Consider the following 13,480-nt stretch of genomic DNA (forward strand, 5'->3'; position numbering starts at 1 on the left):
ATGAATTTGAACCGTGCCGATATGGCCGACCTTATCTATTTTTGCGCCATCGCACGCCATCAGAATTTTAGTAAAGCTGCCGTTGAACTTGGGGTGAGCGCATCGACGCTGAGCCACGCTATCAAGGGATTTGAGGCGCGACTGGGCGTGCGTCTGCTGAACCGCACGACCAAAAGCGTTTCTCTGACGGCGGCCGGCGAAAGCCTGGTCAACGCGGTAAGCGAGCCGCTCGCTTCAATCGATGTCGCGATTGAACAGCTCAACCCCTTCCGCGATTCGCCGGCGGGTCATATTCGTCTCAACGTCGCCGTTGAGGCGGCCACGCTGCTGCTGGCCCCGATCCTGCCTGTTTTTGCTGAACGTTACCCCGATATTGAGCTGGATATCGTGGCCAGCAACCGCATTGTTGACGTGACGGAAGCGCGGTTTGACGCAGGGATCCGCTATGGCGGAACCGTGCCGGAAGATATGGTGGCGCAGCGTCTGTCCGCCGATGTACGCTGGGTGGTCGCGGCATCCCCGGAATATCTTGCCCGCTTTGGCGAGCCCCTGCATCCCAACGATCTTCACCAGCACCGCTGCGTCAGCAATCGTCTGGGAAATAACCGGATTTATAAATGGGAGTTTGAGCGTGGCGAAGAGCAGCTCACCGTCAAAGTGCCGCCGCTGTTAACGGTCGATCTGGCGGAGACGGGCGTGGTGGCCATTCTGCAGGGGTTCGGCCTGATGTACTTGCCAGAACCGCTGATAGCAGAGCACGTCAGCGCAGGGCGCCTGCGTCTGGTGCTGACTGACTGGGCCTCATACGGACCGGGATTCTATATCTATTACTCCAGCCGTCATCAGGTGCCCACCGGGCTGCGCCTGTTAATCTCCCTTGTGCGGGAAATGAAACCGCTGGGTCTGTAGCCCGATTGATGAAAATAACTCACAGCCCCATTCGATAGCGAGGGCTGGCTCCTTCTTATTCCGCGCCTTACCCTGTGGCAAAAGAGAAGGAGAGTTTGATGAACTATTCTTACCGCTGTATTCCCGGTCTGTTCTGGCTTTTGGCCGTCACCGCGTTTCTGTTTAGCTTTACCCCTGCCAGCCGTGCCGCAGAGGCTCACACGCTGGTTATTGTCTCTCATCCTTATCCTGGCCAATCGGTCATGACCAACGGTCTGGAGGACGCTGCGCGAAGCGTGCCCGGCGTGACCGTACGCAATCTCGAAGCGCTTTACGGCTTTGACAGCCGAAACATCAATGCCGATGAAGAGCGACGGCTTATGCGGGAACACGCGCGCGTCGTTTTTATTTTCCCGACCCACTGGTTCAACATCACGCCGATGATGAAGGCCTGGCTGAACGATACCTGGGGCAGCGTAGGGCCGGGAATATGGCAGGGCAAAGAGATGATGATCGTCACGACGGCCGCGGGAGGCGAATCCACCTACGGCGAGTCCGGGCGGATCGGCGTTAGCCTGGCCGACGTCTTTACGCCGATGAAGGCCAGCGCGTTGCACGCGGGCATGACCTGGCTTCCCCCGCTGGCTTTTGAGAATGCCAGCCGCAGCCGGCTTCCTGAGTACCAGCGCCAGCTGGTGGAAAGGCTGACGAATTAATATGCCGATGAGGAATTTATCGTGAAAGCTTTTATTGCCGCTGCCGCCATGTCGTTGATGCTGGGCGCTCCCGCCCTGGCTGAAGAAAAAAGAGGTAAAAAAATGGCGCCATTTAGCCCAACCCTGTTGTCCGTTGAAGATGTTCAATCCGTCGCGCCGGCGCTTGCCCGTTTCGGTAGCGAGGTGTTGACAGAGGATCTTTGGGCGCGAAACGAACTCTCGCGCCGCGATCGCAGCATCGTGACCGTCGCGATCCTTATCGCCCGTCACCAGCCCGCGGAGCTAAAACATTACGTTGATGTTGCCCTGAATAACGGGGTCACAGCGGCTGAAATCTCTGAGATCGTCACTCATCTGGCTTTTTATTCCGGCTGGCCCAGCGCGATGTCCGCCGTTGCGGTGATGAAAGATATTTTTCTTGCGCGCGGTATTGGACGCGAGCAGTTGGCTGCTGCCTCCCCGGAGCTACTCCCTCTTAATCAGGCGGTGGAAAACCAGCGTTCAACAACCGTAGAACAGAACTTCGGCGCGATTTCCCCTGGACTGGTGAAGTTTACGACGCAACCGCTGTTTCTTGACCTGTGGCAGCGACCGGGGCTGAAGCCGCGCGACCGCAGCCTGGTGACGGTCAGCGCGCTGATTGCCGCCGGGCAAAGCGCGCAAATTGGCTACCACCTTAACCGGGCGATGGATAACGGCCTCACCGCGGAAGAGGCGGGAGAGGTCGTTGCGCATGCCGCTTTCTACGCCGGCTGGCCAAACGCCTTTTCAGCAGTAGCGGTGGTCAGTGAAGTCCTGCGCGCTCGCGGCCTGGTAGGGTGAGCGGATGCTGAAAACGCTCGGTGCGGTGCTATCCATTTTGATCATGATGACGGGCGCGGCATCCGCCGCCGGCAGGGAGAACGCGGTGAAGATTGAGTTTGTATTTAAAGGCGTCACGGTCGTCGGCTTGCTGGATGAGAGCGCTGCGGCTAATGCGTTCCTGGCGCAGCTGCCGATGACGGTGAAGCTTGAGGATTATGGTTCAACGGAAAAGATCGCCTGGCTGCCGACGAAACTGCGCCGTGCGGATTCTGGTGCTTCAATGACCCCACGGCGCGGCGACATCGCTTATTACGCGCCGTGGGGCAATCTGGCCATTTTTCGCGAGGATTTTCGCCACTCGCCGGGGCTGGTAAAGCTTGGCCGGGTGGTCGAGGGGCTTAAATCGCTTGACCAGCCGGGCGCTGCGATGGTGACTATCCGCCGGTCTGCTGAGTAGGCGCAGCGCGTAAATTAAACCGATCGTTATTTCACTTCAGTATGATGAATGAAGCTGTCCAGGATATGGACAGCTTCATTGCGTCGCGATATCCCATTCTGCCGCAGCTATTGCTGTCCGCTGAGGATTATCTGTCAACCGGCCTCCCGTATCGGCGAAAATCATCTACACTTTTCCAGCCAGGTCATTTTCAAACCTAACGAGACACTATCGTCACCGGACAGAACATCCAGCCTTTACCCCCGACCAACTGCAGGCGTCAGGCCCGCAGCCTTGTTTTCTCTATAGAGGAGTTTGTAACATGGCATTTGTGACAACCAAAGACGGCGTCAATATCTTCTTTAAAGACTGGGGCCCGAAGGAGGCGCAGCCAATCGTATTTCATCATGGCTGGCCCTTAAGCGCCGATGATTGGGATAACCAGATGCTGTTTTTCCTGGCAGAAGGCTTCCGGGTGATTGCGATTGACCGACGCGGTCACGGTCGTTCCGATCAGGTCAGTGAAGGTCATGATATGGACCATTATGCCGCCGATGCGTCAGCGGTGGCGGAGCATCTGGATCTGCATAATGCCGTGCATATCGGGCATTCCACCGGCGGCGGGCAGGTCGCGCGCTACGTTGCGCAGTATGGTCAGCCGCAGGGACGAGTGGCTAAAGCAGTGCTTATCAGCGCGGTTCCGCCGCTGATGGTAAAAACGGAGAGCAATCCTGGCGGTACGCCAATCGAGGTATTTGATGGTTTTCGCAAAGCGCTGGCCGCCAACCGCTCGCAGTTTTATCTCGACGTGGCGTCCGGGCCGTTCTATGGCTTTAACCGCGATGGCGCGGAGGTGTCCCAGGGCACTATTCAGAACTGGTGGCGGCAGGGCATGACCGGCAGCGCGAAGGCGCATTATGATGGAATTAAGGCGTTTTCTGAAACCGACCAGACCGAGGATTTAAAAGCCATTACGCTGCCGGTACTGGTGCTGCAGGGCGATGACGATCAGGTTGTGCCTTATCAAAACGCCGCCATACTGCAGGATAAGCTGCTGCCGAACAGCCAGCTAAAAATTTACCCCGGCTTTCCGCACGGTATGCATACCTCGCACGCCGATGTCATTAACGCCGATCTGCTGGCGTTTATCCGCGCGTAGCTGCGGGATAAAAAAGGCCGCCACCCGGCGGCCTTGCACACATATCAGACCTGATTCAGGCTTTCATGCTGGAGGATTTTCAGCATTTCATCCTTCAACAGAAGTTTTTCTTTCTTCATATGTACGAGCTCGAGACTGTATCCTTTACCGTCGACGCCTTCTATGCGGGAAATGTCGTGATCGAGTGCATTATGTTTTTCGAATAGCGACTGAAAGCGCGGGTGCGTGGTTTTCAATCGAGAAATTAGCTCTCTGTATTCTGGAAACATGTACCTTCCTTGTTGATGGTGATAAGTGTGTACGCTGACACACACATTCAGATTACCCATATGAAAAAAATGGTAATGCGAACGAAGTCGCGTTTATGTTACGTACCCATGAAATCTTAGGGGCCGGAAGCGGCCTGGAGGCATAGATGACAGTTGAAGAACCTACCATTGCGCTGATAGGCCCGGGCGCAATTGGTACCACCATCGCCGCTGCGCTGCACGAGGTAGGCCGTACGCCTCTGGTATGCGGCCGCCGTGCGCACCCGCAGCTGTCGCTGCGTTTCGATGGCGGGAAGATTGTGGTGCCGGGCCCCGTCGTGACGGAACCAGCATCGGTCGCCGCGCCGGTAGACCTGGTCTTTGTGGCGGTAAAAGCAACGCAAATTGCGGCGATTGCGCCGTGGCTGAAAGCGCTCTGCCACGATCGCACGGTTGTATGCGTGCTCCAGAACGGCGTTGAACAAAAGACGCAGTTCGCGCCTTACGTCGCGGAAGCGACCGTGCTGCCATCGGTCGTCTGGTTCCCGGCACAGCGTGAACCGGAAGCGTCAGTCTGGCTGCGGGCGAAACCGCGGCTGACGCTGCCCGATGTTCAGGGGGCTGAACGGGTGAAGCATGCGCTACGGGACACCCGCTGTGAAGTGGACGTCAGCGCTGATTTCCTCTCCGTTGCGTGGCGCAAACTGCTGCAGAATGCGGTCGCTGGTCTGATGGTGCTGACGGGGAGGCGGGCAGGGATGTTTGCCCGCGATGATATCACGGCGCTGGCTTTAGCCTATCTGCAGGAAGGACTGACGGTGGCGCGCGCCGCAGGCGCCAGCCTGGACGATGGCGTAGTGCAGGAAATTCTCGCTGGTTTCCATCGCGCGCCTCCGGACTTAAGTACCTCAATCCTCACCGACCGCGAGGCCGGGCTGCCGCTAGAGTGGGATATTCGCAACGGAGTCGTGCAGCGGTATGGTCGTATTTACCATATTCCCACGCCGCTCAGCGATGTGATTGTGCCGCTGCTGGCCGCCGCCAGCGACGGGCCGGGCTAAAGGCGCGGAACACAGGCGTGATAACGATTCCCGGGATCAGATTGATTCCGCCAGCCGGTCGACAACCACTTTGCCGCTATTATCAAACTGGGTGATGCGGTAATTCACGCAATAGGAACGACGGGTGGTAAATTGATTGAATAACGCCACCCGGCCTTTTTTATCACCATTTTTATTTACAATAATCCACTCGGTGACATCGGTTGAATTCGCTTTACCGCTACTAGCGTCCTGCTGTTCCACCAGACGATCCTCTTTTTCTACCTTCAAAAAATCTCGTAACATTTATTTATCTCCGCTCATCATTGTTTTTAACAATACTCTTTTTGTCGATTCATTCAATTAAACATTTTAATCAAAGCCATGGATTATTAGTCAGGAATGCATTGGCTTTGTGAGTGTGTATCCCATTGAATTTAAGTAACATAAATTTAATTACCTCAACCGGAATACGTATGTTTTTCCATGAGTAACGGTTTTTTTAGCCCGAATCTATTTATGTGACAACGTCACATAAATGTTAATGTCGACCTGCCTCACAGATAAGAATTTAATATGATTGATGCGAACTTGATCACTTGACTGGTCAAGTGGGGTGGGCCTATGTTGAAAGCACCTTCTTATCCGTTCCTGGGAGCAAGTAACATGGGCATCATTCGAACGTTAAACGGGGATATTTCCGCTCATCAGCTGGGCGTCACCTACAGCCACGACCATATCTACTGTATTCCGCCCTATTGGGCCGAGCGTCAGGATGACGATCTGTTACTCGACGATCCGCAGGCATCAGAGCGTGAATTAAGCGACTTTCGTGAGGCGGGAGGCAGCGCCATCTATGACGCCACCGCGCCGGACTATGGTCGTCAGGCTGCAGCCGTCGCCGCCATGGCGCAGCGCCAGCAGCTGCATATCATCGCCACCGCCGGTTTCAACAAAGGTTTTCTCTGGAGCAGCAAGCGGCCGGGCTCAGCGCAGACTTTTGCCGAATGGATTGAACATTCAGAGGTTGATGAACTGGTTGAACACGTCTGTCGCGAGGTCACTGAGGGGATAGAGGGCACCGAACATCGGGCCGGCGTGGTGAAATGCGGCACCGGCTATAACGCCATTTCCCCGCTGGAAGAAAAAACCATGGAGGTTATCGTTCGCGCCCAGCAGCGCACCGGCGCGCCGATGCACAGCCATACGGAAATGGGGACGATGGGACTCGAGCAGGCGCGGATCTTCAAAAAATGGGGGCTGGATTTATCCCGCTTATGTTTTGCCCATATGGATCGCAACCCTGATCCATGGCTGCACCGTCAGATCGCCAACACCGGGGCGTTTCTCTCTTTCGACGGTATCAGCCGCATCAAATATCACCCTGAGCATATCCGCACCCAGGCCATCCTGGCCCTGTGCCAGCGGGGTTATCAAAAACAGATCTTAATCGGCGGTGATTTTGCCCGTAAATCAATGAGCGCCCACTACGGCAAGGGGGGACTAGGGCTGAAGTTTATCCTTAGCGACTGGCGACCAAGATTCCTTGAAGAGGCGCGGGAAGCTGGATTTGACGGCGAAGCGCTGCTGCACGATTTCTTCGTCGACAACCCGGCTCGTTACCTCGCTTTTGCCTGAGGAGGCGTGATGAAGCTGCATCATTTAAACGAACGCGAGGCCCGGCGGGCGCTACAAAAGGCGCGGATAGCCTTATTGCCGCTCGGCGCCGTCGAACCGCACGGCGACCACCTGCCGCTGGACACCGATAACCTGCTCGCCGAGCGATTCTGCGCACTGATTGATGAACAGTTGGGCGAGTGCGCCCTGAGCCTGCCGGTTGTTTCCTACAGCCAGGTCTGGTCCCTGCGCGGTCACGCGGGCGCGATTGATATCGGTAATGGACGGCTGACCTCGCTGCTGGTGTCGCTGGCGGAAAACATGGCCAGCTACGGTATCACCACCACGGCGGTGATTAACGCGCATTACGGTAATTTCGACGCCATTAAAGCCGCTTCCCGCCAGCTTAAGGAGCAGGGCATCACGCTGCTTGGCTACAGCTGGGCGGGGATGGATGAGGAGGTAAAAAAGCGGCAAACCTCGGCGGTGGCTTATCCCGGCTATATGCATGCCGACGAAATCGAGACTTCATTGATGCTGGCGCTGGCGCCGGAATTCGTAAACATGACAGAAGCTCGCCAACACTATCCTGATTTTCCGCAGAATTTTCGCTATCAGCCGATACCCTGGACCGCGTTCTCTGATTATGCGGTGCTGGGCGATCCGACTGCCGCCAGTGAAGATAAAGGGCGCGCGTTTGTCCAGCGTGCGCTGGAAACCACGCTGGTTTCCATCCGCCAGCATTTAGCGCAAGGAGCCTCTTATGATTGATCGTCAGGCAATAAACGTCGACTGTGCGGCCAACTGCCCGGAAGAGGCCATCCGCGAGGCGGGGGAGGCGCTGTGTCGCGCGGGAGCCTGCAGCCCGCAGTACGTCCAGGCAATGGTCGATAGCTACCGCGAGCTGGGCCCCTATTTTGTCATTGCCCCCGGACTGGCGTTGCCGCATGCCCGCCCGGAGCAGGGGGCGAGGAAAGCGCAGATCAGCGCGATCAGGCTGCACGAACCGCTGGCGTTTGGTCATGCGGAAAACGATCCGGTACAGGTGGTGCTGGGGTTGTCGGCAACCAGCAGCGATGCGCATATCCACCTTATCCAGCATATCGTGACCGTACTCAGCGATGAAAATAACCTGCATACCCTGATGCATTCTCGCGACCCAGAACAACTTTATCAGTTGCTAGCCAGCGGCTCGCAGCGTTTGTAGCGTGATTAACACGGAGTGAATAGCGATGAAAATTCTGACAGTCTGTGGTTTAGGTATGGGCTCCAGCCTGATTTTAAAAATGAACGTTGAGGCGGTGTTAAAACAGCACGGGATTCAGGCCTCCGTGGAACATATGGATGTCTCTTCCGCCGCGTCGGCCAACGCCGATGTAGTGATAACCAACGCGGAACTGATAGATAACCTTAAGCATCTGTCCTGTCCGGTGGTGGTGGTGAACAACTATATCGATAACGCCGAAATTACTGCGGCGCTGACCCAGGCGAACATTCTGCCCGCGGGAGAGCCGTCATGAGCGAGTTTCTTGGCGTGCTACGCTGGATCACCATCAATATATTTGGTGAAGCGTCGATCTTAATTGGCCTGATTGTGCTGCTGGGCCTGGTGCTGCAAAAGAAATCGCTGGCGGACATTGTGTCCGGCACACTGAAGGGCATTCTGGGCTTTCTGATCATCGGCGCGGGGGCCGGGATTATCGTCTCCGCGCTGCTGATATTTCAACCGATCTGGACCGAAGTCTTCGGGCTTAGCTCGATGAACCTGACCAATATTATTGGCCAGGCGCGCTTCAGCGAACGCTACGGCAGCAGCGTGACCATCGCCATTGCCGGCGGATTCGCCATTAATTTGCTGCTGGCCCGGCTGACGCGCTTTAAATACATCTACCTGACAGGACATATGATGTTCTGGACGACGATGATCTTTGCCGGGGTGATGGTGAACACCGAGCCCGCTATTTCAGCGGTGCAGCTGACGCTGATGCTAACGGTGATTATGGGGCTCTACTGGACCCTACAGCCCGCGCTGGTTCAGCCCTGGGTGCGGAAAATCACCGGTAACGACAACGTGGCGCTGGGGCATACTTCCGCCTCGGTCGCGCTGCTGGGGGCGATTTTCGGCCAGATATTTGCCCGCAACAAAATCAGCTCCGAGGATATTAAAGTTCCTAAAAAACTTGGTTTTCTGCGCGATTCCAACGTGGTGACCGCGTTAACCATGGCGCTGTTGTTCTTTATTGGCACCTTTATTCTGCAGATAAAAGGCACGCCGAAAGCGGCGGAGATCCTGGCGCAATCGGGCGACCTGAGTTTCTACATTTATGCCCTCAAACAATCGCTGATGTTTACCGGCGGCATCGCCGTGGTGCTGCTTGGCGTACGGATGTTTATTGGCGAAATGGTGCCGGCGTTTAACGGCATCGGCTCGCGGCTGGTCCCCGGCGCAAAACCGGCGCTGGATTGCCCGATACTGTTTAACTTTGCGCCAAACGCGGTGGTGCTGGGGTTTGTCGGCGCTTTTGTCGGCTCGCTGCTGTGGCTGACCCTGATCGGCCGCTATACCGGCTACGTCTTTATTCCCAGCATGATCGTGATTTTCTTTCACGCCGGGACGGCGGGGGTCTTCGGCAATATTACCGGAGGCTATAAAGGCGCGCTGCTGGCGGGGTTTATCACCTCCACCGTGGTCGCCTGGGGGCAGTATTTCTGCGTCACCGGCTTTATCGACCATACGATCCCGGATACCGCGCTATGGGCAGGCGACAGCGATATGTTTGTCCTCGCGCCGGTCATTCATCTTTTAACCCGCCTGCTGGCGTTCTGATATCGGGAGGAAGTCTATGAGTCAGGCACTGAAACAGTACTACAGTCAGATCCGCCAGAAGCTGGCTTTTCTTGAGCAGCGCCCCGATGAACTCACCCGGGCGGCGGAAATCATGTCCCACAGCATTATGGGGCAGCGCAACATCTTCGTCTTTGGCGCCAGCCACGCCGGGATTCTGGCGGAGGAGATGAGCTATCGCGCGGGCGGTCTGGCCATCATCAATCCGCTTTTTACCCCTGCGCTAATGCTTAACGTCAGGCCGTTAACCCTCACCAGCGCGGTGGAAAATGTGGAAAACCTCGGCCGGGTACTGGTGGAGCAGTCGCCGCTAAGGGCTGAAGATACGCTGCTGATCCACTCGGTTTCCGGGCGGAATGCCATTACCATTGACGTCGCGCTGGCGGCGAAAGCCTGCGGCGCAAAGGTTATCGCGATTACCAGTCTGGCGACGGCGGCGCGCGTGACCTCTCGCCACTCCAGCGGCAAACTGCTGGTGGATGTGGCCGATATCACCATTGATAACCACTGCGAGTATGGCGATGCGGCGGTGAGCCTGCCGGGGATGGCGCAAAAAGCCGCACCGCTCTCTACCATCATGGGCGCTGCCATCGCCAACAGCCTGGTATTACGGATATGCGAAATCATGCTGGAAAATGAGCATATACCGCCCATTCTCGCCAGCGCAAACATAGACGGTAATCAGGCGATAAATCAGGATATACTTAGCGCTTACAGGAGCCAGATACACTACCTCTGAGTTGGAGCACAAGTATGTTTGAGTCGGATGGACTCCCTCTCTATTTAAGGATAAAAGACGTTATCCTGCAGCGGATCCTCTCTTTTACCTATGACGATAAGCTCCCGGGCGAACTGCTGCTCGCCGGGGAGTTTAAGGTGGCGCGCGGCACCATTAAACAGGCGATAGATTCGCTGGCCAGTATTGGCATGGTGTACCGCGAGCAGGGTAAAGGGACGTTTATCAACCGCGATGCGCTGCAGAAATACTACACCGACCTCCCGGATGTACTGACGACCTTTGCCCCGCCGGGCGAGATAGCCGTGGAAGTTCTGTCGCTGATTTCGACCATGGCCGACCGCCAGGTGGCGGAGCAAATGGGGCTGGATTTAGGCTGCCAGCTGATGCGCCTGGAACGGTTGTTAGTGCAGGGAGATCGGCCGGTTGGCCATGTGCTGACGTGGCTCAATGGCCGTATCTATAACGATCTTAGCCACGTGGACGGCAGCCGATCGCTGTATAAGCAGCTGCGGGAAACGTTCGGTTACTCACCGGCCAACGCCACGGAGCGCTATACGCCGGTGTGCTGCGATAGCCGCACGGCAGGATTGTTAAATATTAAACCGGGTGTGCCGCTGTTTCGAATTGAACGGGTGGCCCGCGATCTGGATGATGTGGTGCTTGAATACAGCGTCACGCATACCCTTGACGCCAGCCTGTCGCTGCAAATCGCCACCAGCCAGAGCAGTATGAGCCCGCAGTGGACCTGCACGATCGAAAAAGGACGTTAATCCGCCTCCCAGGCGAGAATATCGCCTGGCTGGCACTCCAGCGCCTGGCAGATTTTTGCCAGCGTATCGAAGCGGATGCCTTTCACCTTTCCGGATTTGAGCAAAGACAGGTTCTGCTCGGTAATTCCTACGTAGGCCGCCAGCGCTCTGGACGTCATTTTTCTCTCCACCAGCAATTTGTCCAGGTTAACCACTACCGCCATAGTCAGATGAACTCCTTATTCTCATTTTCCGCTCTGATCCCTTCGAGCATGGAGTGAAACGTCACAAATAACAAGCCGCCCGTCAGCAGCAGAACAAAATCGCTCAGCAAAAGAACGATCTGGGTGTAGGGGTGCGGCCAGTAAAAAACCAGCGGCACCAGGAAGCGAAACAGCGGCAGCAGGATCCCCATCCCCAGCATCGCCAGCGCTATTTTGCGTACCCTCAGCGCCAGGTCGAGGCTCAGAATGGTGCGCTTTCTGACGTATTGAGTGACGCGGATCCCCTGCCAGATTGCCCACGCGAACAACCCTGCGGGTAAATAGAGAAGCACCAGCAGCGCCAGCAGTTTAAAAGTTGGTGCCGTCAGACCGCTTTCATTACCGAGCGGAACCTCGGCAAATTGCAGCATATTCGCGAGGAAATACGATTCGCCGGTAAAATAGATCCACGCAGGCGTAATAAGGGCCAGAATAAAAAATAGCCGTAATATTCCAGCCAGTAAGAACAGACTAAGTTTGTTGCGAGTGTTTTTCACCTTTAACCTTCCTGAACAATGGCGCGATTACAGAAACAGCACGCCTAAGCATGACATAAGTATCAGAGATAAGACAACGTGCAGACCGGCCGCCCGGCGGGTCGGGACGTGAAACCACGGACGCTGCCAGACATCGAACAGACTGATGGCGATAAACGACGCCTGTATTGTCCAGGTCAACATCCGCATCAGATAGCCTGGCTTGCTGAGGTTATCGATCGTTTGTAATGACTCGGCAATATAAATAACGATGAACGTAAAGAGAACATAATTAATAAAGCGTATTTTGCGCTGCGCGAACCCGCTTCCGGAAATAAAGACCACCACTGACAGTAGCGTCAATATCGCCCACAGCATATTAATCCAGTTCATTGGTTTTCCTTAACGGCGGATGGCGTGGAGAGCAGGAGTTTGATGGCTGGCGCAATTACAGACCAGGCGGTATCCGAGAGGATTACGACGGCGATTTTACGCTCGGGGTCGAAGACCATGACGGCGGCATAGCCCGCTGACTGACCGTCGTGCCAGATGATATCCCGCCCCTTGATTTGGGTGGTGAACCATGAATAGCCTACCCGTGAGTCGGGATCGTCGGTCGCAAACCGCGGCGTCATGCCCTGGCTTCCGGCCAGTTTTCCCGCCAAAAGCGCCTGGGCGTATTTCGTCATATCGGCAATGGTGGAACGTACCCCGGCCGCGGGCGAGAAAGCGTTTGAAATCCACGGTGCTTCGCGTAAACCGGAAGCTGACCAGCCCGGAGCAAACGCTGCATCCGGCGGCGTCGTCTCTTGCGCCACGAGTGAATGACTCATCGCGATCGGCGCAAAGAGGCGCTGTTCCAGCAATTGTGCGAAGGGCCGGTGCGAGGCGCGTTCCAGCGCCAACCCCAGCAGTGCAAACCCCGAATTGGAATAATCGAAAATTTTAACCGTCGGTATCCGCGCCAGATTAATCATTTTCGGCAGGTCCTCACGGTCGTAGCGCCACGGATTTTCTCGCCTAACGATGGCGGTCAGCATGGCGATTTTTTGCTTAAGCGAAGCGGCGAACGGCGGCAAACCGGATCGATGCGATACCAGCTCCTCGAGGGTGATGTCCCTCGCCGGACCGACAAGTTCCGGCACCAGCTCGCCGACCCGCGTCGTTGGCGTGACTTCTCCGCGCTGGATGGCATCGATCAGCAGGCTGGCGGTCATGGTTTTGGTCAGGCTGCCAATCTCATATTGCCTGGCGTAATCAGCGCCCCAGAGGCCATAGCGAACGCCATCTGGGGTGATGAGCGCGGCGGCGACGTGACCGTGCGCGCCTTTAAGCAGCGGCGTTAAAAAGGCAACCAGCGCTTTGTCCCCGGAAACCTCCGCGGTCAATGGGCGGAAACCGGGTTGCAAGTAAATGCCTGTCGCAATCATGGCGATAAAGGCCAGGGCTGAACACAGAATTTGCCGGTCTCTGCGATAACGATACCCGATCATATTTTCT

General features: G+C 56.1%; 19 protein-coding genes. 13 read left to right on the forward strand and 6 right to left on the reverse strand.

Annotation, left to right across the window (positions count from 1 at the left end):
• The 5 genes from EGY08_RS29830 (at position 1) to EGY08_RS29850 (ending at position 4,003) form a co-directional block, all read left to right on the forward strand.
• Positions 1-909, forward strand: coding sequence for a LysR family transcriptional regulator (locus EGY08_RS29830; RefSeq protein WP_004120145.1), 909 nt, complete (start codon positions 1-3; stop codon positions 907-909).
• 98 nt (positions 910-1,007) lie between these two features.
• Entirely contained in the window at positions 1,008-1,604 is a 597-nt protein-coding gene (locus EGY08_RS29835; protein WP_004120149.1) for an NAD(P)H-dependent oxidoreductase, read from the forward strand.
• Between the two features lie 21 nt (positions 1,605-1,625).
• A complete protein-coding gene (locus EGY08_RS29840; RefSeq protein WP_123829349.1) occupies positions 1,626-2,426 on the forward strand; it encodes a carboxymuconolactone decarboxylase family protein in 801 nt (266 codons plus the stop codon).
• A 4-nt stretch (positions 2,427-2,430) separates the two neighbouring features.
• Positions 2,431-2,865 (forward strand): cyclophilin-like fold protein, encoded by a 435-nt coding sequence (locus tag EGY08_RS29845; RefSeq protein WP_049115236.1) that lies wholly within the window; start codon positions 2,431-2,433, stop codon positions 2,863-2,865.
• Between the two features lie 301 nt (positions 2,866-3,166).
• Positions 3,167-4,003, forward strand: coding sequence for an alpha/beta fold hydrolase (locus EGY08_RS29850; protein ID WP_004120157.1), 837 nt, complete (start codon positions 3,167-3,169; stop codon positions 4,001-4,003).
• A gap of 44 nt (positions 4,004-4,047) precedes the next feature.
• On the opposite strand, the gene EGY08_RS29855 is transcribed toward EGY08_RS29850, so the two are convergent.
• Entirely contained in the window at positions 4,048-4,272 is a 225-nt protein-coding gene (locus EGY08_RS29855) for a YdcH family protein (protein WP_004120160.1), read from the reverse strand.
• Positions 4,273-4,418: 146 nt separating this feature from the next.
• Between EGY08_RS29855 and EGY08_RS29860 the strand changes: the two genes are divergently transcribed.
• Positions 4,419-5,312: an oxidoreductase gene (locus EGY08_RS29860; RefSeq protein ID WP_004120163.1), complete on the forward strand. Its 894-nt coding sequence runs from the start codon at positions 4,419-4,421 to the stop codon at positions 5,310-5,312.
• 36 nt (positions 5,313-5,348) lie between these two features.
• Here the strand turns inward: EGY08_RS29860 and EGY08_RS29865 are convergent, their stop codons facing one another.
• Entirely contained in the window at positions 5,349-5,597 is a 249-nt protein-coding gene (locus tag EGY08_RS29865) for a hypothetical protein (RefSeq protein ID WP_004120166.1), read from the reverse strand.
• A gap of 360 nt (positions 5,598-5,957) precedes the next feature.
• Between EGY08_RS29865 and EGY08_RS29870 the strand changes: the two genes are divergently transcribed.
• The 7 genes from EGY08_RS29870 to EGY08_RS29900 are packed head-to-tail and all read left to right on the forward strand — an operon-like array spanning position 5,958 to position 11,262.
• Entirely contained in the window at positions 5,958-6,929 is a 972-nt protein-coding gene (locus tag EGY08_RS29870; protein WP_004120170.1) for a phosphotriesterase family protein, read from the forward strand.
• A gap of 9 nt (positions 6,930-6,938) precedes the next feature.
• The gene (locus tag EGY08_RS29875) at positions 6,939-7,679 is read left to right on the forward strand and encodes a creatininase family protein (RefSeq protein WP_004120173.1); all 741 of its coding nucleotides are present in this window, start codon (positions 6,939-6,941) and stop codon (positions 7,677-7,679) included.
• Entirely contained in the window at positions 7,672-8,115 is a 444-nt protein-coding gene (locus EGY08_RS29880; protein WP_049115240.1) for a PTS sugar transporter subunit IIA, read from the forward strand. The genes EGY08_RS29875 and EGY08_RS29880 overlap by 8 nt, the downstream gene beginning before the upstream one ends.
• Before the next feature lie 25 nt (positions 8,116-8,140).
• Positions 8,141-8,428, forward strand: coding sequence for a PTS sugar transporter subunit IIB (locus EGY08_RS29885; RefSeq protein ID WP_004120180.1), 288 nt, complete (start codon positions 8,141-8,143; stop codon positions 8,426-8,428).
• Positions 8,425-9,735 carry a PTS ascorbate transporter subunit IIC gene (locus tag EGY08_RS29890; RefSeq protein ID WP_004120183.1) on the forward strand — a complete coding sequence of 437 codons (1,311 nt, stop codon included), beginning with the start codon at positions 8,425-8,427 and terminating at the stop codon, positions 9,733-9,735. The genes EGY08_RS29885 and EGY08_RS29890 overlap by 4 nt, the downstream gene beginning before the upstream one ends.
• Positions 9,736-9,751: 16 nt before the next feature.
• Positions 9,752-10,492 (forward strand): sugar isomerase domain-containing protein, encoded by a 741-nt coding sequence (locus EGY08_RS29895; RefSeq protein WP_049115241.1) that lies wholly within the window; start codon positions 9,752-9,754, stop codon positions 10,490-10,492.
• A gap of 14 nt (positions 10,493-10,506) precedes the next feature.
• Entirely contained in the window at positions 10,507-11,262 is a 756-nt protein-coding gene (locus tag EGY08_RS29900; RefSeq protein ID WP_004120189.1) for a GntR family transcriptional regulator, read from the forward strand.
• Here the strand turns inward: EGY08_RS29900 and EGY08_RS29905 are convergent.
• The 4 genes from EGY08_RS29905 to EGY08_RS29920 are packed head-to-tail and all read right to left on the reverse strand — an operon-like array spanning position 11,259 to position 13,473.
• On the reverse strand, positions 11,259-11,465 hold the full coding sequence (locus tag EGY08_RS29905; RefSeq protein ID WP_004120193.1) for a helix-turn-helix domain-containing protein: 207 nt from the start codon (positions 11,463-11,465) through the stop codon (positions 11,259-11,261). The two genes, EGY08_RS29900 and EGY08_RS29905, sit on opposite strands and share 4 nt — an antisense overlap.
• Positions 11,466-11,467: 2 nt before the next feature.
• Positions 11,468-12,001: a DUF2975 domain-containing protein gene (locus EGY08_RS29910; protein WP_004120198.1), complete on the reverse strand. Its 534-nt coding sequence runs from the start codon at positions 11,999-12,001 to the stop codon at positions 11,468-11,470.
• Between the two features lie 27 nt (positions 12,002-12,028).
• A complete protein-coding gene (locus tag EGY08_RS29915; protein WP_004120199.1) occupies positions 12,029-12,373 on the reverse strand; it encodes a hypothetical protein in 345 nt (114 codons plus the stop codon).
• Complete coding sequence (locus EGY08_RS29920) at positions 12,370-13,473, reverse strand: serine hydrolase domain-containing protein (protein ID WP_123829350.1); 1,104 nt, start codon at positions 13,471-13,473, stop codon at positions 12,370-12,372. The genes EGY08_RS29915 and EGY08_RS29920 overlap by 4 nt, the downstream gene beginning before the upstream one ends.
• Positions 13,474-13,480 lie beyond the last annotated feature (7 nt).

This window comes from Klebsiella sp. FDAARGOS_511 (assembly GCF_003812845.1).
In the GTDB taxonomy this organism is placed as follows: Bacteria; Pseudomonadota; Gammaproteobacteria; order Enterobacterales; family Enterobacteriaceae; genus Klebsiella; species Klebsiella grimontii.